Origin of the sequence: Algisphaera agarilytica (assembly GCF_014207595.1) — a bacterium.
Classification (GTDB): Bacteria; Planctomycetota; Phycisphaerae; order Phycisphaerales; family Phycisphaeraceae; genus Algisphaera; species Algisphaera agarilytica.
Map to the genome: position 1 here is coordinate 2238817 of NZ_JACHGY010000001.1, position 17641 is coordinate 2256457.

A 17641-nucleotide genomic window follows, 5' to 3' on the forward strand; every position below is an offset into this window, starting at 1 on the left:
CCATGACCACAACCTCCACCCCGCCTGCCCGTCACTTTGTCGCCGCTGATTTCGACCCCGCCGATTGGGCGCAGGTTGAGCCGTACTTCAAAACGCTGATCGAACGTGAACTCGAATCAGCTGAAGCCGTCGAGCAGTGGCTGACCGACTACTCCGAGCTCTCCGCAGTCATGAGCGAGTACGGCAGCCGTCGCAACATCGACCACGCCTGCCACACCGACGACGAAGCGATCGAAAAAGCCTACATGCACTGGGTCGAGAACATCGCCCCCAAGCTCGCCCCCTTGGGCAACGAGCTGAAGAAGAAGTATCTCGATGCCCCGGGTTTGGCGGGCCTCAACCCCGAGCGTTACGACATCCTCACCCGCGAGTGGAAGGCGTCGTTCGAGCTGTTCCGCGAGGCGAACGTACCGCTGTCCACCGAGGTGACCAAGCTCAACAGCGAGTACGACAAGACCATCGGCGCGATGCTCGTCGACTACGACGGCAAGACCCAGACCCTGCAGCAGCTCGCCCGCTACCAGGAAGAGACCGACCGCGCGGTCCGGCAGGAAACCTGGGAGCTCTCGGCCAACCGCCGCCTCGAAGATCGCGAGAAAATCGACCAGATCTTCCAGGACATGTTCGAGCTGCGCGAGCAGATGGCCAAGAACGCGGATTGCGAGAACTACCTCGAGTATTCGTGGAAGAGCTGGCAGCGTTTCGACTACACGCCCAAAGATTGCGAAGACTTTGCCGACGCGATCGAGTCGGTAATCATGCCCCGCATTGCCGAGCTGGACGAACAGCGGAAGGCGGCGCTCGGCGTGGATACGCTTCGGCCGTGGGACGGCTCGGTGGATGTGAAGGGCCGTTCGCCGCTCCGGCCGTTCCCCGAGGACGACGCGGGCGCGATGGTGAGCGGGGCCAAGGATATCTTCAGCAAGATCGAGCCTTCGCTCGCCAAGGACTTCGCCACGCTGAAGTTCGGCCGCAACCTCGACCTCGACAGCCGCAAGGGCAAGCGGGCCGGTGGGTTCCAAGCATCTTTGGCGGAATCGAAAGAGCCGTTTATCTTCATGAATGCCGCGGGCACGCAGCGGGACGTGGACACGATGCTGCACGAGGCGGGCCACGCGTTTCATTACATGTGGGCCAGCCAGGCCGAGCCGTTGACGTTCATGCAGCACGCGCCGATCGAGTTCTGCGAAGTCGCCTCGATGTCGATGGAGCTGATGGGCTGCGACCACTACGGCGTGTTCTACGACCACGAAGAAGAAGCCGCCCGCGCCAAACGCAAACAGCTCGAAGGCATCATCCGCTTCTTCCCGTGGATGGCGACCATCGACATGTACCAGCACTGGCTCTACAGCAACCCCGGCCACGACATCGCGGCGCGGACCGTCGCCTGGAAGCAGATCGCCGGCCGATTCACCAGTCCCGTGCTCGATTACACCGGCTACGACGACGTCGTCGCCCACCGCTGGCACGCCCAGCTGCACCTGTTCCACATCCCGTTCTACTACGTTGAGTACGGCATTGCCCAACTCGGCGCACTGCAGCTCTGGCTGAAGTACAAGAACGACCCCGCGTCCGCCCTCCAAGGCTACCGCGACGGCCTAACCCTCGGCGGCACCAAGCCGCTGCCCCAACTGTTTGAAGGTGCGGGCATCAAGTTCGATTTCACCAAGGACACCCTCGCCCCGCTGATTGATGCGGTGGCTGATGAGTTGGAAAAACTGCCCGAATGATTGAGCGAATCGCGGCATACCCGCGACGCTTCTTTTGACAATGGTGTGAATTATATGAAGCGCCGCGGCTTCGCCGCGTTACGATGAAACCGATGCTCCGGGTCATCGCCTATCACATGATTCTTTCCGCGTACGGGTTCTGGCTCCCCAATGACCCGCGTGGATCGTGGTCAACAACCGTTCGGCGTTACGAATTGGCGGCGTTCGGGCCCGCGACGAAGACAGACTCCACCCAATCGGTGGCACATATCCCACACGATCAGGTCTCCCGGAGAGCAGCGAAGGATGCACTCAAGTACAAACCAGTTCGATTTACGGGCCACCAAGCCAAGTTAATCGCGGAAGGCTTTGCGGTGGCGGCCAAAGAGCGGGGCTATGTTTTCTACGCCTTGGCCATCCTCCCCGATCATGCTCATATTGTGATGGCACGCCACTCCCGACCGATTAGCGAGATTGCGTCGCATCTCAAAGCGAGGGCGACGCGTGCAATGGGGGACGCAGGGTTGCATCCGTTGGCGGAGCATCGGTCTGTGTCGGGCCGAACGCCTTCGCCGTGGGCGCGAAACTCCTGGGCACCGTTTGTGCGTGATGAGTCGCACCTGCGGAACGCGATCCGGTATGTGGAGAACAATCCGGTGAAGTCGGGGCTGCGGCGGCAGAGGTGGTCGTGTGTTTCGCGATGGGAACGAGAAAAGAAAACGACGCGGTGAACCGCGTCGCTTCGTGGGGTTTATGTATGTAGCGCCGCGGCTTTGCCGCGATGCGATTGGTAAAACGGTTATTTGCTCTTGCCGATCATCTTCGCAACGTCTTCCGCGGCTTCTTCGAGCATTTCGTCGCGGCTGTCGCTGTGGGAGTCTTCTTTGATGCGGGACGATTTAAGGACCTCGCCGGTTTGGCCGTTGGTGAGGGACATCTCGGCTTTGAACTTGGCTTTGGAGCGACCGGTCCAGTAGCTGTAGCCGGACTTGCTGTAGTCGTAGACCTGGCCGCGGAGCACGACTTCGTCGGCCTGGCCGAGCGGGTCTTTGGAGACGCGGATAGTGGTGAACTGGTCGCTGTAGCGGTCGGCCAGTTCTTCTTCGACGACCTCGGCAAACTCTTCGCCGGCGTCTTCGTCTTGCGAGTTGTCGGTTAGGTTCACGAACGGGACGATCGTCACGACGTTGTAAGCCGACAGGTCAATCGTGTCGTCGTAATCGCCGTCGGTGTAGCTGGGCCAGGCGGCGCGGGCGGCCTCCACGGCACCTTTGTTTTCGTCGTCCGGGTCGCTGCTTTTCTCGCTGGAGCCGCCGTCGTCCGAGCCGCCGCCGTCGCTGGAGCAGGCGAGCAGGGTGGCGCTCAGGCAGAGCAGCAGGGCCATCAGTTTGGTCAGGTCTTTCATGGTTCAATCCTTCGGTCGGGTGTTTCACACGGGTACGTGGGGTGATTCGCAAAGAAAAACGACGGCCTGCGCGGCCGTCGTTATCGTTCGAGATTCGGTGAGGTTTGTCAACCGTTTCGGGGTTGATTCTGGGTTAATCCTCGTCTTCTTCCTCCTCGTCCGCTTCTTCCCACTCCTCATCGTCGACCTCTTCGTATTCCATTTCGACGTCGGGGTCTTCTTCCTCTTCGTCGTCTTCGTACTCCTCTTCGTCGCCCTCGGCCTCGTCGACTTCTTCGTATTCGTACTCGTCGTCTTCGGCATCCTCGACGTCTTCTTCGTCTTCGACTTCCACCGCGGCCTCGTCGACGACCTCGGCCTCGTCCTCGTCGTCATCGAGATCGAGTTCTTCGTCTTCCTCGACTTGGGCTTCGGCCTGTTCGTCTTCGATCGCCGTGGCTTGAGCCTCGGCTTCCGGGCCGTTGGCGACGGCGTCGCTCTCGACCATGTCGTTGGCGATCATTTCCTTCATCGCTTCCCACTCTTCGGGGCTGATGAGGACTTCGCGGGCCTGGGCGGTCTTGTGGTGGCCGAGGATGCCGCTGGCTTCCATCTGCTCGATCATGCGCGAGGCACGCGAGTAGCCGATGGTCAGCCGGCGTTGCAGCAGCGACACCGAGCCGCGCCCGGTCTCGAGCACGACCATCACTGCGTCGTCGAACAGCTCGTCGCGTTCTTCGTCTAGCGCGCCCGCGTCGCCGCCGTTCTTGATCTGAACCAGTTGCGGCTCGAACGATTGCTGGCTGACGGTCTTGAGGAACTTGACCGACTTGCGGATTTCGATGTCGTCGACCAGCGTGCCCTGGGCTCTTACCAGGTCGGACGAGCGGGGCGAGAGGAACAGCATGTCGCCGTGGCCCAGCAGCAGCTCGCCGCCCTTGGCGTCGAGCACGATGCGGGAGTCCATGCCCGAGGCGACCTTCATGCAGACGCGAGACGGCATGTTCGACTTGATCAGGCCGGTGACGACGTTGGCCTGCGGGCGCTGCGTCGCGAGGATGAGGTGGATGCCCACCGCACGGGCCTTCTGGGCGATACGGACGATCGAACCCTCGACCTCCTTGTTGGTCATCATCAGGTCGGCCAACTCGTCGATCACGAACACGAGGTAGGGCAGCTTCTTGGGGATGCGCGCCGCTTCGTTGTCGTTTTCGATCTCCAGGCGGTCCTTGATCTCGTCCCAACCCAGGTCGTTGTACGACGCGATGTCGCGGACGCCGACCTCGGCGAGCAGCTCGTAGCGCTCGTCCATCTTGGTCACGGCCCACTCCAGAATCTGCGCCGCCTTGTTCATCTCGGTGACGACGGGGCACATAAGGTGCGGGATGCTCTTGAACATCGACATCTCGACCATCTTCGGGTCGACCAGGACGAGCTTGAGCTCGTCGGGGCGTTTGGTGAAGAGGAAGGACATGATGATCGAGTTCATGCACACCGATTTACCCGAACCGGTGGTGCCGGCGATGAGCATGTGGGGCATCGCGTTGAGGTCTTGGACCAGCGGGTTGCCCGAGGCGTCCTTGCCCAGGAACATCGGCAACTTCATCTTGGCGACCGCTTCGCGGTTCACGCTCATGAGCTCCTTGAGGCGGACGCGTTCCTTCTTGAGGTTGGGCACCTCGATGCCGATCGTGTTCTTGCCGGCCATGTTGGGCACGACGCGGATGTTCGGCGCCTTGAGGGCACGGGCCAGGTCGCTCTGCACCGCGGTGATGCGCGATACTTTGGTACCCGGGGCGAGCTTGATCTCGAACAGCGTGATGACCGGGCCCGAGTCGATGTTGACGATCTCGCCCTTGATCTTGTATTCGAGCAGGGCGGCCTGGAGTTCCTGGCCCTGCTGCTCGACGATGCCGCGCATCTCTTCGCTGAAACCCACCTCGGGGTCTTCGAGCAAGTCGATCTCGGGGAACTGGTAGCCGGTGAGGTCCATCTCGCGGATGGGGGCCTCGTGGGTCTCTTGTTTCTTGGCGAAGTTGATCGGGATCTGCGACATCTTGGCCCGCAGCTCGTCGGGGTCGAACTTCTTCTTTGAGTTGACGTAGGCCGAAGGCGCGTCGGCCGAGAGGTCTTCGTCGTCCTCGCCGGCTTGTGCTTCGATATCCGCGTTCTCGTCTTCCTCCTCTTCATCTTCGTACACGTACTCGTATTCGTACTCGTCGTCCTCGGCGGTTTCGAACGGCTCGCTGCCGCCGAGGCCGCCGGCGTCTTCATCGATCTCTTCGTCGTCGCCGTGGCGTTTGCCTTTGCGTTTACGCTTGGACTTCGAGGGCAGTTCAATGTGGCCGCCGTCGAGGTCGTTCTCGCGCTGGGCCACACCGCCGCCTTCGCGCGACATGAAACCGAAGCCCGCTATGCTGGGCATCTTCCAGCGGGGCATGTTGAACTCGGGGATGCCCGGGAACCGCTCACGGCTCACGTTCATCAGCCGCATCACGCCCTCGGCGAGCACCCGAGGGATCGCCAACACGATCTGATCGACCGCGAGCAGCGCCCCGATCCAGAACGCGATGCCCAGGATCAGCAGACTGCCGGCCGTGGCAAAACGCCCGGCGATCTCTTCGTGGATCAGTACACCCAGCAGGCCGCCCGGGCCTTGGGGCGCGCCGTCGTAGCCGGTGACGAATTGCGTGGTCGCCACCGCGATCATGCCCGAGGTGGTGGCAGTCATGATCGCCAGACCTGCGGCACGGATGACGGTTTGGTTGACCGGGCGGTTGGCGAGGGTCAGGACGAGCCAGGCCCCCAGGCCGATGGTGGCGACCCAGACGCCCGGGCCGATGACCAGGTAGGCCTTGTGCGCGATGGCGGCGCCCAGCGGGCCCATCCAGTTGGCGGTGTCGGCGTTGGTGACGCCCACGGCGTGCGACGGCGCGTCCGCGGAGTTGTAGCTAAGCAGCGAGGCCACGACGATGAGCCACGCCCCGATCGCGACCGCCAGCCCGATCTGCCGGAGCACCGCCAGCCGTTCATCTGCTTCTTTTTGTTTCTTTGTTTTACGCTTGGCCATTTTATTGGACCCTTTAACGGTGAATCACGATCACAGCGCACAACCATCGCGCTGCGCCTGTTCTCTATCGGCCGAAGCGTCGATGCGGCGACAGATTCAGAAGCCCCGCAGAGACGCCAAAGAATCCCCTCGAAACACATGAAAGTTCCCCAGATCAGGGGTCGGTTTGCCCGGAATGGGCCTCGTTGGCCACCTGGGTCTGCTCTTCTTCCGGTAGCAGGTGCCGCTCGAACCAGTCCAGCATCGGCTGGTAGATCGGCCAGACGACCGTATCGCCCAGCGAGGTGTGGTTCGCGCCCATCACGCGGATCAGCTCGACGTTGTCCCGGTCCGCGGCGTGGTACAGACGCATCGCGTGTTGGATGGGGATCAGTCGATCTTCTTCGCCGTGGATGAGCAACGTCGGCGTGTCGATCCGGGCCAGCCGATCGATCACGTCCGCGTCGTCCGGGTCGAAGTCCGCATGCCGTCCCGCGTGGTCAACCACCCGCGTGTACTGCTCGTCGGAAAGGAACCGGAACCCGATCGCCCGGCCGTAGTCCGGCACGATGTCGCGCATCGACGTGAACGTCGAGATCAACACCATCGCCTCGATCCGCTCGTCGAGGTCCGCCAGCTGCACCGCCGTCGCCCCGCCGAACGACACGCCCCACACACCCACCGGCCCGGCCAGTAGGTTGCGCTCTTCCAACTCGTCCAGCACACGCTGCATGTCGCGCGACTCACGCACGCCGTAGGTCGCCCACTTGCCGGTCGATCGGCCGTGGCCGCGTTGGTCCACCAGCACCACGCGGTAGCCGTGCTCAGCCAACATGCGGGCCCACATCAGGTACCACCGCCGATTGATCCAGTCGTAAAACCCGTGCAACATCAGCACGGTCGCCACGGGCTCGCGGGTCTGACGCGGGGCATTGTGATCGATGTGGAACAACGGCTGGAGGTGGTCCGGGTCGTCTTCCTTGGTCTCGATCCCCATGAACTTTTCGTTGCTCGGATCGATCACCCACACCCACAGCGACACGGGGTCGTCGCTCTCGACTTCGATACGGAACTCGTGATCGATCACCGCGTCGTCGAGGGCCAAGGGCTCGACCCGATCGATCTTCTCCAGCGGCTTGCCGTGGTTCGGCGTACGGCTCACCCATTCGCCCAGAATGCTCTCGCAGCCAACCGACACCAGTACCGCAGGCACAAGCAACAGCAAGGACCACAGACGACGCGACGTTTTGGAGTGCAGCAAACCAGCCATCGTAGAGACGAATTGTAACCTCGGGATGTCAGGCTTTGGCGAGTTTGTGTCACACACCGGTGTGTCCGAAGCCGCCTTCGCCGCGGTCGGTGGGGGGGAGCTCGTCGACCTCGACCCATTGGGTGCGGGGGACGGGTTTGATGAGCATCTGGGCGATGCGCATGTGGGGCTCGACGGTGAAGGCGGCGGGGCCGTGGTTGATGAGCGGGACCTTGACCTCGCCCCGGTAGTCGGCGTCGATGGTGCCGGGGCTGTTGGGCAGTGTGACGCCGAACTTGCTGGCGAGGCCCGAGCGGGGGCGGACCTGGGCTTCGTAGCCGTCGGGCACCGCCATCGCGAAGCCGCAGGGGATCATCGCGATCTGCTTGGGCGCGATGACGACCGCCTCATCGAGGCAGGCGTGGATGTCCATGCCTGCGGCGTGCTCGGACTGGTAATCCGGCAGGGGGGTGTCGGTGTTGTGGGGGAGGCGTTGGATGGGGACTTGGAGCATATGGCGAGTGGCGATTTAGTGATTTGGCGATTGAGGGTTGCGACGCTCGGCTTCGGCTTTGAGGGCTTGGTTACGCGTGGCGATGAGGTTGCGGAGGTATTTTGCCATGAACAGGCGATCGACGAGCCACCCGATCGGGCCGAGGGGCGAGGCGAAATGGATCGTGTCACGCATGCGGGTAACGCCACCTTGCAGTGATTCGAAGTGGTGATCGTGGCCGAAGTGCTTGAAGGCGCCGCGGGTCATGGTGTCTTGGAAGTAGCGGGGACGGTCGAAAGCGGTGATCTCCGAAGTCAGGCGCTGCGTAACCCCGAGGTGTTTCGCTTCCCACGTCACCGATTCGCCTGGGCCGATCAACCCGGTGGTTACACCCCCGATGGCACGCTCGCCCGTGTGGCTCAGGCTCCGTGTATGGAAATCGATGTCTCGTGCCAAATCAAAGCACGCGTCAATCGGCGCAACGATCTCGGTCACAATCTCGATCTTCACCAACGTCTCTCAATCACATAATCACGAAATCGCCCAATCACCAATTGCCCTCCAGCATCTGCCGGATCGCGTGGGCGACGCCGTGCTCGGAGTGGCTGAGGGTGTGGCGGTCGGCTTTCTCCGCGGCGCGGGGGACGGCGTTCGCCATCGCGACACCCAGGCCGGCGTGTTCGAGCATGGCCAGGTCGTTGATCTCGTCGCCGATGGTCGCGATGCGGTCGGGGGCGATGCCGCGTTGGTCGGCGATCCAGGAGAGGCCTCGCCACTTGTTGACACCCTTGGCGAAGACCTCGACGATGAATACCGCGTCCTCGGCCTTGGCGGTGGGGACACCGGCGAAGCAGTGCAGGTCCACGCGGTCGGCGAAGCGTTCGACGAGTTGTTCTTCGACATCGAACGCGGCCCGCCCCGTGGCGACCACGCCGACGCGGAGGCTGTGGTGCAGGTCCTCGGGCGTGGGGTGGCGGTTCTCGGCGACGAGCAGGTTGTTCATCGCGAACCAGCGCTTGGTGTTGTCGGTGATCTCGCCGTCGCCGGTGACGAGGAAGTCGCGGCCGGTTCGGCCGTGTTCCTGGAAGACGAGCACGGCCTGGGGTAGGTCACGCATGAACTCGATGAGCTCGAGCGTCAGATGCGGCTCGATGTCGGCCAAGTCCACCGCGTGGCCCGAGTCCATCTCCACCACCACCGCGCCGGTGTTGAACACGCCTACCGGCAAGTTAGGCACATCGCCCAGCGCATTGAGTGACTCCCGCCAACCCCGCCCCGTGCACGGCACGACCAGCACCCCCGCGTCCTGCGCGTCCGCGATCGCGCGGCGGTTCTCCGTACTAACGGTGTGGTCCGGCCCGAGCAACGTGCCGTCGAGGTCCAAGGCAATCAGGTCGTACTTCATTTTCAGTGATGAGTTAAAAGTGAACAGTGATGAGTAAGGCAAGCAGCAATGAGCCACAGGATAGCGATCGGGGTTCTCCACTCATCACTGTTCACTGTTAACTCATCACTCTTTCGCGAAGCGAAAGCGCTATCGCTGAGGCAAGGCCGTCACAGGTCAGGCCGAGGTTGACGTTGCTGCCCAGGCGCGATTCCGCTACGCCCAGCGCATCGATGACACCGACCCAGGGCAGGAGCTGTGCCTCGGCCGACTCGGGGTCGGCGGGGTCGCAGTGCTCGGCGAGTTTGTCGAGTTGTTCCTGAGCATAGGTCGCGATGAGCGAGAACATCAGGCCCGCCGCAAGTTTGTTGGCCGCTTCCTTCGAGGCGTTCTGGTGGTTCTTCACCCACGCCTCGGCAAAGCCGTTGATCCGCTCGGCCATGTCCGCGCCCAGGCTCGGCACCGCTCGTCCCATCGCCATCTGCTCGAGCTGCGCTAGCACCACCCGCGCCCACTCGGTGAGTTTGTAGTCCAGTACGAGCTTCGCCCGGCCGAGGCTGCCGTGGGCAAATCCAACCAGCCACGAACGTTCAACCGGTTCGAGTGTCTCGGCGTGTTCCTGCAAATAGCGGTCGAGCACCTCGTTGGGCAACGGCACAAACGCGATGCGTTGGCATCGGCTGCGGATGGTCGGCAGCAGGCGGTCTTCGTTGGACGTGACCAGGATGATCGTCGTGCCGCCGCCCTCGTCGGGCGTGGGCGGCTCTTCGAGGGTCTTGAGCAGCGCGTTCTGCCCGGCGGGGTTGAGCAGCTCGGCCTCGTCGACGATGAACACCTTGCCGTGGTTCAGTTGGGCCCCGAGGTAGGCCGGCTCGATCAGCGCGGTGCGCAGCACGTTCACGGGGATCGAGGTCAGCTTGCGGTCGCGGGTCTGCTTGTCGTCGCTGTAGCGGGCGAGTTCTTTATTGACCACGTGCAGGTCGGGGTGGGCCACGCCGGGGAAGGCGTCGAGGCTGTCTTCTTCCGAGTCGATGCGGAAGGCCAGGCAGGACGGGCAGCCCCCGCACGCGGATCGACGCCCCGCCAGGTCCGTGACGGGGTCGTGGCAGAGTAAAACTTTCGCGAAGGCGAGCGCGGTGGTGAATTTTCCGACGCCTGCGGGGCCGTGGAAGATCTGGGCGTGGTGGACCCGGCCCGAGGCGAGTTGGGCGTGGAGCTGGTCGAGGGCGTGGGTTTGGCCGTGGATGCGGTCCATCGGGGCATCTTAACCCGCCGAGGCTTCCCCGGCCGGGGCGCGGGGCGTAGAATAAAGTTGTCTTGTATTTCCGACCCTTGAGCGGTCGATCGCTGGCACCGTCTGCCGAGACACCACGGCCCCGACTGGATTCCCGACCCAGAAAGTCATTCGATGAAGTTTAAACCCAACCGCGTCTTCCGCTGCTCCCTGTTGGTCTTCGCCGCCTGCGCGATCTGCGTCATGGCTTGGCAGAACACCCAGCCCGTTGAGGCGGCGGACAGCGACCGCGTGAAGCTCGACCGGGGCACGCCGTACATCGTCGCGGCCGGCCGAAGCCCGATCCCCTCGGCCGGGGAGAACATCACCGAACCCCTGCCCTACAAACGGCTCGTGGACGACAGCGGGTCCAAGGTCCGAACCAAAGCGCCCGACGGCCCCGTGACCTGGGGCGCGGCCCACAACTACGTCGGCCAACGCATCACCGTCGAAGGCAAGATCGTCAACACCTACAACCACGAGGGCAACATCTGCTTCCTCAACTTCCACGAAGACTGGCGCGGCAAGTTCTATATCCCGGTTTTCAAAGAAGTCTTCGACGACCTGCCCCAGGCTCCCGAAAAGTACTACCTCAACAAAACCATCCGCGTCACCGGCAAGGTCACCCAGCACCGGAACCGACCCAACATCGAGGTCCGCAACATCAAGCAGATCGAGATTGTGGATTAGGGGTTGGGGGCTTGGGTGTTGGGGGCTTAGGATTTTGGTTTTTGGGGTCGATCTACGCCTGATTGGGCGGTAGCATCTTGTTGCTGGTGCCTCGCAATTCACTTCATTGGCAAACGGCACGCGGGCAATCTCCCAAGCCCCCAATCCCCAAGCCCCCAACTCCCGTCTCTCCATGCCCAAAGACATCCACAACGCCACGCTGGTCGAACGCATCCATTCCCACGAAGACCTCGCCTTCTTCCGGGTCAAGTACAACGACCACGACGTCCCCGACTTCGAGCCCGGCCAGTTCGCCACGCTCGGCCTCCCCGACACCTCGCCGCCCGATCCCGACAAGCCCGTCCGCCCCGGCCGCGGCCCCAAGCTCATCCGCCGGGCCTACTCCATCGCTTCCCCCGCCACACAGAAAGACACGCTGGAGTTCTACATCGTCCGCGTCGAAGACGGCCAACTCACCCCGTCGCTCTGGGACATCGAGCCCGGCCAAACCCTCTTCATGAACGAAAAAATCGGCGGCCACTTCACGCTTCCCTCGCCCACCCTCGAAGACGGCAGCCCCGACCCGCGTCGCACCTTCGTCATGGTCGGCACCGGCACCGGCCTCGCCCCGTTCCGCAGCATGTACCTCACCCACCGCGGCACCGCTTCCGGGGGCCGCTGGGACAAGTTCATCCTCTTCGACGGCTGCCGCCTCGCCCGTGACCTGGGCTACCACGACGAACTGACCCAGCTCGCCGAGGAAGACGACTCGTTCGTCTACCTCCCCACCGTGACCCGCGAGCCGGACGACAGCGACTGGCCGGGTTTGCGCGGCCGGGTCAACACATTGCTCGAACCCGACAAGTTCCAGGAACTCACCGGCACCCCACTCTCCCCCGACGCCTGCAACGTCTTCCTCTGCGGCAACCCCCAGATGATCGACCAGGTCGAAGCCGACCTAAGCGACCGCGGCTTCGTCACCCACGACCGCAAACACCCCGATGGGAATCTCCACTTCGAGCGGTACTGGTAGTTTCTTTAACCTCGGGATTCAAAAATACCCCCCGACCCACACGTTGGTGGACCGGGGGGGATACAGAATCAAAGCGGTCGGTAGCTCGATGTCGATGAGGTAGTCGCTAGGTCAATCCTAATTGGCTGACGAGCGCAAGCTCATCCATTAACTCCCATTCTTCCATGATCCGTTCGTCGACGACTCGGCTGATCACCACTCCCTGGACTTCCATCCTTCGGCCGGTGCCGGGTTCGCCTTGAAACGCGCCGAGGTGGGTGCCGCAGAGCGTCAGGCGGGTACAGACTTTGCCGCCCTCTGCGAACTGTTGATCGATTATGACTTCCAGGTCGGGGAAGGCTTCTCGATATCCAGTAAATATTGTTTTGAGTTGCTCGGGGCCTTGCAGGCTTTCGGTCGGCGTGCGGTACCGGTAATCCGGGTGGACGAGGTCGTCCACCGCAGATAAATCGTTTTGGTTGATGCCGCGTTCGATCAGTTCACGAACAATGTCTTGAGCTTTAGTGTTGGCGGTAATCATGGGGTTGCTCTTTCGGTTGGAAGTAGAGTTTCATGAGGCCGACATTTAGGGCATCGCGAGGGCGTATGCCGCGACCGCAAGGGCGGCGGCGCATGTGCGTAGGTGGTTCAGGAATGTCCAGCGTTTGAGGTAGTGCTGCCAGTACTCGACGGCGTTGCTCGTGGAGGCGTCCATCGGCGCAAGCGCGTCGTTCATCGGGATGTTGCCCGCCGCGGTGATAATGAACGAGGCGAGGTAGAGCAGGCCGCCCACCATGAGCCAAGCCGAGCTGGGCGACGACCAATTGAAGACCGCAAATACGACGCTGGCCAGGCTGAGCACTGCGGTACCCATGAAGACTCCCATGGTGATGGGATTCATGACGGTGATGTTGATGGCCTGCATACTTTCGATCCCGTTGCTCGGGGCGACTTGGCCCAGGGCTTTCATCACGAACGTCGAGAAGGTGAAGAACAAGCCAGCCACCAGGCCGCTGCCCACGGCCGCGACGACAGTGAGGGAGGTCAGGAGGATGTTCACGACATCACCTCCTTCGTCCAAGCGCCTTCCGCAGCGGCTTGCTTGGCGTAGTCGGCAAAGTCGCGGGCCTGGCGACCCAATGCCTGCTGCACGCCGTCGCAGAGGTATTCGTTGCGGCCGTCGAGTACCTCGTTGAAGAGGTAATTCAAAAGGCCCACGATTTCGGCAGGTGCCCCTTCGGCCAACAACCCTGCCTCGAACTCTTCGGGGGTCACGTCGAGAAACTGGACTTCAACACCCGCCGCATCGGCGATGGTTTGCACCGCTTCGCCGAACGTGAGCAGCCGGGGCCCGGTGACTTCGTAGATCTTGCCGTCGTGCCCCGGCTCGGTCAGAGCGGCAACCGCGACGTCGGCGATGTCGTCGCAGTCGACAAACGGTTCACGCACATTGCTCACGGGAAGCGCCACTGTGCCGCTCATCACCAGGTCCAGGAACGCGCCTTCGCTGAAATTCTGGTTGAACCAGCTCGCACGCACGACGGACCATTCCACGCCCGACGCGGCGACGATTTTTTCGCTCGCCTGAGCTTCGGCCTCCCCCCGCCCTGATAACAACACGATTCGCGAAACCCCGGCAGCGACCGCGTGATCGATCAACGCCTGCACTTTCTCCAACGCGCCAGGCACCGTGAGGTCCGGGTAGTAGGTGAGGTACACGGCCGACACGCCGTCGAGGGCCGGGCCCCAGGTCTCGGGCGTGTCCCAGTCGAACGGCACCTCGGCCGATCGGCTGCCCGCCCGCACCGGTCGGTCCAGGGCGTTCAGCCGGTTGATCACGCGTCGGCCGGTCTTGCCGTTGCCGCCGATGACCAGAGTCAGGTCTTGAGGGTGGGAAGATTTTTGAAGTTCGTTCTGCATCACAAGGTCTCCATGAAAGAGGGGTACGGACTTGAGATGGCTGCCACACGACAACCGATCTCGCGTGGAAACCAAATTACGGACGCCTCGATTCATTCGATATGGCGCGTTGTTGCCGATGCTTTGCAGTTCGTCCAAAGCGACGGCGGTGAAGGTGATTGGTGACGGGGCGACGTCGAGAAATGCTCCTACATAGCAACTCGCTTACCTCCAAAGCGCCATGCACGAAAACCACAGGATTGAATCCTGTGGTCTCCGCGGTCGAAAGGGCTGGGCCCTCAATCAAACTGTCACCGAAGGTTTAGCGGGTCCCGCGTCCGCCTTGGATCATGTGGCCATAGGCTGGGCGGGTTTTCGAAGCCGTGACGTTCTTTGCCGGGACGAGGTTGTAGACCGCGTCTTGTTGCTTGGCGGCGACCGCGTTTTCACGGGCGTGGTGTGCCCGATCGACTTGGGGGCTGGCTTGGGCCAGGCCGGCAAGAGTGAGGGTGGCCGTGAGAGCGGTCAGGGTGAGAAACTTCTGCATCGGAAACATCCTTTCGAGGGTCTGCGGTATGGGCAGACGGTGAGTGGTTCCCTCACGAACGCCGTAAGGGAGAAGAGTTCAATCCGTGGAATGAGCGAGGCTCTGGGGTCAGTGATCCCGCCAGGGCGGCGGCCGGTCGGGGACCTCCCGAAGTGGGGAAGCGAAGAGTGTTTTGTGGTTCATCGCTTGCTCCTCGGTTTGGGGTTCTGGTTCACGAATCAGCGGGTCACACGTCACAGGCAAAAAGATAGGGCAGCGAGCGGTATGAAAATATGGCGCTTTGGGGCGGGCTCATGCTCTTTTGTCCAAATTTCGTGGTGGGCCTCGCGAGGGAGTCATATACTCGGAACGTGACTGACCCGGCCCAATCAAAATCACACGACAAAGGCCCGACTCAGCGTCCTGCCGATGCCTGGGTGTCGAGCGATCCGCTTGGGCAGGCGCTAGATTTCCTGCGGATGGACGGCGTGTTCTACTGTCGTTCGGAGTTCACCGAGCCTTGGGGTCTCGATCTCCCGCCGATGCCGGACTGCCTGATGTTTCACGTGGTCACCGAAGGCCGGTGCGTCATGTTGACGTCCGACCCCGAACCGCTTGACCTGCAGCAGGGCGTCTTTACGCTCGTGCCCCACGGCGAGGGCCACGTGGTGGCGTCTTCGGCGGACGCCCAGGCCACGAATCTGTTCGAGACCGAGCGCTACCACGTCACCGACCGCTACGAACGACTTGTGCACGGCGGCGGGGGAACGCCCTGCCAAATGATCTGCGGCGCGGTGCACATGGACCACCCCGTCGCCGAACGGCTGATCTCGCTCCTGCCCCAGACCGTTCGGTTCGACACCTCCGACCCTGACCGGGGCGATACAGCCCAGGGCATCCTCAATGTCATGGCCAGCGAAGTCGAAAAACCTCGCCCTGGCAGCGAAGCGGTCATCGCCCGGCTCGCCGACACTCTGGTGATCCAAGCCATCCGGACCTGGATCGAAGACGAGCCCGCCGCCCAGACCGGCTGGCTGGCTGCAATCAAGGACCCACAAATCGGTCAGGCTTTGCAGAGTCTCCACCAAGACCCCGAGCGTCCTTGGACCGTGGAAGACCTGGCGGAACAGGCGGCGATGTCGCGCTCCGCCTTCTCCGCACGTTTCAGCGAACTCGTTGGTGAGTCGCCCATGCGATACGTGCGAAGTTGGAAAATGCAGGTCGCCGCGGCGTTGCTCAAGAGCGAGGGGGCGACGGTAGCCGAGCTGGCGTTTCGCTTAGGTTACGAGAGCGAAGCGGCTTTTAGCCGAGCGTTCAAACGTGTGATGAAGGTCTCACCGGGTTCCATTAAATGCGACCCATGACCATCGATATTGAGGCCACGCCAAGAGGGTATCAATCTACGTCGCCATCAACGCCTTCGTGAGAAAGGTCACCCGAGAGCTCGGCCTGGATTTCTTCGAGGCTTTCTTCTTCGGTAGCGATGATCTTGCCACTCACGGCGTCGACCTCGACTTCGTAGGCCTGGTCGCCGGACTTGATGAAGATATCCCACTGGGTGTCGGGTTCGTCGAAGCGGATGCCGAGGAGTTCGCCGCCGACTTCGGCGGTCGCGGCGTCAATCGCGGCTTCTTTGCTGATCAGGGTTGCGTCTTTTTGCGAGCAGCCGGTCACGCTTAGCACACCAAGAGAGGCGAATGCGGCGATCGTCCAAACGGGTTTTGTCATCTGGTTGTTCTTCATGAGGGGCGATCGCTTTCTATCGAATAGATGTAGGGAGTGGGATTAGTGCAGGAACAGCCGGACGCCGGTGTGGCTCATGGCCATGCCGTGTTGGTCGGCGGCTTCGGTGACGCCTTCGTCGCGGGCGCTGCCGCCGGCCTGGGCGATGAAGCCGACGCCGCTGGCGGCGGCGCGGTCGAGGTTGTCGCGGAAGGGGATGAAGGCGTCGCTACTCAGCACCACGCCGTCGAGTTGCTTGAGCCAGTCGGCCCGCTCTTCGTCGGTCAGGGGTGACCAATCGCCGACCAGGGCCTTGGCGAGTTCGTCGCGTTCGCCCTGGTTCAGTTCGTGGTGGCGCACGAAGTTGTCGGCGGCGTTGACCTTCTCCGCCTTGGCGAGGCCGTCGGCGAACTGCAACGCCAGCGCCTTGGGATGAGTCTTGAGCAGCCAGCGATCGGCCTTATCGCAGGCAATCCGGGTGCAGGCGATGCGCGATTGTTGCCCGGCACCGATACCCACGGCCTGCCCCTGATAACCCACGGAAATACTGTTGCTCTGCGTGTGCTTGAGCGTGATGGTCGCGACGATCAGCGTCTCCATGACATCGGCGGGGATGTCTTTCTTGGCGGTGACGATGTTCGAGAAGGTGTCGGCGGTGATGGCGATGTCGTTGTGGGTCTGCTCGAGGGCCAGGCCGAACTCGACGCGGGACTCGACGGCTGGGGGTGTATAGGCCGGGTCCATGGTGAGCATGACGTACTTGCCACCCTTCTTGGCCCGGAGCATGTCGAAGGCCTCGGGTTCGTAGCTCGGGGCGATGATGCCATCCGACACCTCGGGCTTGATGAGCGCCGCGAGGGTGGCGTCGACGGGTTCGGACACGGCGATGAAGTCGCCGAAGGACGCGACGCGGTCGGAGCTGCGGGCCTTGGCGTAGGCGGTGGCGACGGGGGAGTACGCCCCGCCGGGCACGTCTTCGGGCGAGGCGTAGAAGAAGGCTTTGAGGAACTCGGGCGAGAGCTCACCCGCGACCGCGGCACCGGCCGGGCTGACGTGTTTAAACGACGCGGCGGCGGCCTTGCCCGTGGCGGCCTTGAGGTCGCGGACGAGCTGCCAGGCGCGGATGCCATCGAGGGCGTTGATGTACGACGGGCTGCCGTTGACCACCATGAGCGGGCCGTCGCCGGACGGGCCGGTGCCCGGGGTGGTGATCTGGGCGTGGGGTTGGTTGGGGTTGCAGCCGTACTTGAGGGGGATTTGCATGGGTTCTGG

At 62.7% G+C, this 17641-nt stretch carries 17 protein-coding genes; 4 read left to right on the forward strand and 13 right to left on the reverse strand.

The features are described 5' to 3' along the window. The first annotated feature begins 2 nt into the window (after positions 1-2). Complete coding sequence (locus HNQ40_RS09600) at positions 3-1730, forward strand: M3 family oligoendopeptidase (RefSeq protein WP_184677623.1); 1728 nt, start codon at positions 3-5, stop codon at positions 1728-1730. 778 nt (positions 1731-2508) lie between these two features. On the opposite strand, the gene HNQ40_RS09610 is transcribed toward HNQ40_RS09600, so the two are convergent. The 7 genes from HNQ40_RS09610 to HNQ40_RS09640 all read right to left on the reverse strand — a co-directional run bounded on the left by HNQ40_RS09610 (position 2509) and on the right by HNQ40_RS09640 (position 10523). Further along, complete coding sequence (locus tag HNQ40_RS09610; RefSeq protein ID WP_184677625.1) at positions 2509-3114, reverse strand: hypothetical protein; 606 nt, start codon at positions 3112-3114, stop codon at positions 2509-2511. A 133-nt stretch (positions 3115-3247) separates the two neighbouring features. After that, entirely contained in the window at positions 3248-6163 is a 2916-nt protein-coding gene (locus HNQ40_RS09615; protein WP_184677626.1) for a DNA translocase FtsK, read from the reverse strand. Between the two features lie 154 nt (positions 6164-6317). Further along, entirely contained in the window at positions 6318-7403 is a 1086-nt protein-coding gene (locus HNQ40_RS09620; protein WP_184677627.1) for an alpha/beta hydrolase, read from the reverse strand. Positions 7404-7461: 58 nt separating this feature from the next. Beyond that, positions 7462-7905, reverse strand: coding sequence for a dUTP diphosphatase (gene dut / locus HNQ40_RS09625; protein ID WP_184677628.1), 444 nt, complete (start codon positions 7903-7905; stop codon positions 7462-7464). A 15-nt stretch (positions 7906-7920) separates the two neighbouring features. Beyond that, positions 7921-8394: an SRPBCC family protein gene (locus HNQ40_RS09630; RefSeq protein ID WP_221435462.1), complete on the reverse strand. Its 474-nt coding sequence runs from the start codon at positions 8392-8394 to the stop codon at positions 7921-7923. Positions 8395-8431: 37 nt separating this feature from the next. Continuing rightward, entirely contained in the window at positions 8432-9289 is an 858-nt protein-coding gene (locus HNQ40_RS09635; RefSeq protein ID WP_184677630.1) for a Cof-type HAD-IIB family hydrolase, read from the reverse strand. Positions 9290-9386: 97 nt separating this feature from the next. Continuing rightward, positions 9387-10523 (reverse strand): DNA polymerase III subunit, encoded by a 1137-nt coding sequence (locus HNQ40_RS09640; RefSeq protein WP_184677631.1) that lies wholly within the window; start codon positions 10521-10523, stop codon positions 9387-9389. Positions 10524-10676: 153 nt separating this feature from the next. Here HNQ40_RS09640 and HNQ40_RS09645 point away from each other — a divergent pair, with 153 nt between their 5' ends. Both HNQ40_RS09645 and HNQ40_RS09650 read left to right on the forward strand, forming a co-directional pair. Then, positions 10677-11231 carry an OB-fold nucleic acid binding domain-containing protein gene (locus HNQ40_RS09645; RefSeq protein WP_184677632.1) on the forward strand — a complete coding sequence of 185 codons (555 nt, stop codon included), beginning with the start codon at positions 10677-10679 and terminating at the stop codon, positions 11229-11231. Positions 11232-11403: 172 nt separating this feature from the next. After that, complete coding sequence (locus tag HNQ40_RS09650) at positions 11404-12243, forward strand: ferredoxin--NADP reductase (protein ID WP_184677633.1); 840 nt, start codon at positions 11404-11406, stop codon at positions 12241-12243. Between the two features lie 106 nt (positions 12244-12349). Here HNQ40_RS09650 and HNQ40_RS09655 read toward each other — a convergent pair whose 3' ends face one another. From HNQ40_RS09655 to HNQ40_RS09670, 4 genes are all read right to left on the reverse strand, one after another. After that, positions 12350-12763 carry an ester cyclase gene (locus HNQ40_RS09655; protein ID WP_184677634.1) on the reverse strand — a complete coding sequence of 138 codons (414 nt, stop codon included), beginning with the start codon at positions 12761-12763 and terminating at the stop codon, positions 12350-12352. Between the two features lie 45 nt (positions 12764-12808). Further along, positions 12809-13282, reverse strand: a complete 474-nt coding sequence (locus tag HNQ40_RS09660) for an anthrone oxygenase family protein (protein ID WP_221435463.1) — start codon at positions 13280-13282, stop codon at positions 12809-12811. Next, positions 13279-14142: an NAD(P)H-binding protein gene (locus tag HNQ40_RS09665; RefSeq protein WP_184677636.1), complete on the reverse strand. Its 864-nt coding sequence runs from the start codon at positions 14140-14142 to the stop codon at positions 13279-13281. Before HNQ40_RS09665 ends, HNQ40_RS09660 begins: the two co-directional genes overlap by 4 nt. Positions 14143-14443: 301 nt before the next feature. Beyond that, the gene (locus HNQ40_RS09670; protein WP_184677637.1) at positions 14444-14668 is read right to left on the reverse strand and encodes a hypothetical protein; all 225 of its coding nucleotides are present in this window, start codon (positions 14666-14668) and stop codon (positions 14444-14446) included. 350 nt (positions 14669-15018) lie between these two features. Between HNQ40_RS09670 and HNQ40_RS09675 the strand changes: the two genes are divergently transcribed. Continuing rightward, complete coding sequence (locus HNQ40_RS09675) at positions 15019-16011, forward strand: AraC family transcriptional regulator (protein WP_221435464.1); 993 nt, start codon at positions 15019-15021, stop codon at positions 16009-16011. 31 nt (positions 16012-16042) lie between these two features. Here HNQ40_RS09675 and HNQ40_RS09680 read toward each other — a convergent pair whose 3' ends face one another. Further along, entirely contained in the window at positions 16043-16375 is a 333-nt protein-coding gene (locus HNQ40_RS09680; protein WP_184677639.1) for a PepSY domain-containing protein, read from the reverse strand. A gap of 57 nt (positions 16376-16432) precedes the next feature. After that, complete coding sequence (locus HNQ40_RS09685; RefSeq protein ID WP_184677640.1) at positions 16433-17632, reverse strand: phosphoribosylaminoimidazolecarboxamide formyltransferase; 1200 nt, start codon at positions 17630-17632, stop codon at positions 16433-16435. Positions 17633-17641 lie beyond the last annotated feature (9 nt).

Excerpts from the sequence above, each read along its gene's own strand:
- HNQ40_RS09615 (WP_184677626.1), bottom strand. The coding sequence starts at position 6,163 with ATGGCCAAGCGTAAAACAAAGAAACAAAAAGAAGCAGATGAACGGCTG.
- HNQ40_RS09680 (WP_184677639.1), bottom strand. The coding sequence starts at position 16,375 with ATGACAAAACCCGTTTGGACGATCGCCGCATTCGCCTCTCTTGGTGTG.
- dut (WP_184677628.1), bottom strand. The coding sequence starts at position 7,905 with ATGCTCCAAGTCCCCATCCAACGCCTCCCCCACAACACCGACACCCCC.
- HNQ40_RS09635 (WP_184677630.1), bottom strand. The coding sequence starts at position 9,289 with ATGAAGTACGACCTGATTGCCTTGGACCTCGACGGCACGTTGCTCGGG.
- HNQ40_RS09670 (WP_184677637.1), bottom strand. The coding sequence starts at position 14,668 with ATGCAGAAGTTTCTCACCCTGACCGCTCTCACGGCCACCCTCACTCTT.
- HNQ40_RS09600 (WP_184677623.1), top strand. The coding sequence starts at position 3 with ATGACCACAACCTCCACCCCGCCTGCCCGTCACTTTGTCGCCGCTGAT.
- HNQ40_RS09655 (WP_184677634.1), bottom strand. The coding sequence starts at position 12,763 with ATGATTACCGCCAACACTAAAGCTCAAGACATTGTTCGTGAACTGATC.
- HNQ40_RS09610 (WP_184677625.1), bottom strand. The coding sequence starts at position 3,114 with ATGAAAGACCTGACCAAACTGATGGCCCTGCTGCTCTGCCTGAGCGCC.
- HNQ40_RS09645 (WP_184677632.1), top strand. The coding sequence starts at position 10,677 with ATGAAGTTTAAACCCAACCGCGTCTTCCGCTGCTCCCTGTTGGTCTTC.
- HNQ40_RS09685 (WP_184677640.1), bottom strand. The coding sequence starts at position 17,632 with ATGCAAATCCCCCTCAAGTACGGCTGCAACCCCAACCAACCCCACGCC.
- HNQ40_RS09640 (WP_184677631.1), bottom strand. The coding sequence starts at position 10,523 with ATGGACCGCATCCACGGCCAAACCCACGCCCTCGACCAGCTCCACGCC.
- HNQ40_RS09650 (WP_184677633.1), top strand. The coding sequence starts at position 11,404 with ATGCCCAAAGACATCCACAACGCCACGCTGGTCGAACGCATCCATTCC.
- HNQ40_RS09665 (WP_184677636.1), bottom strand. The coding sequence starts at position 14,142 with ATGCAGAACGAACTTCAAAAATCTTCCCACCCTCAAGACCTGACTCTG.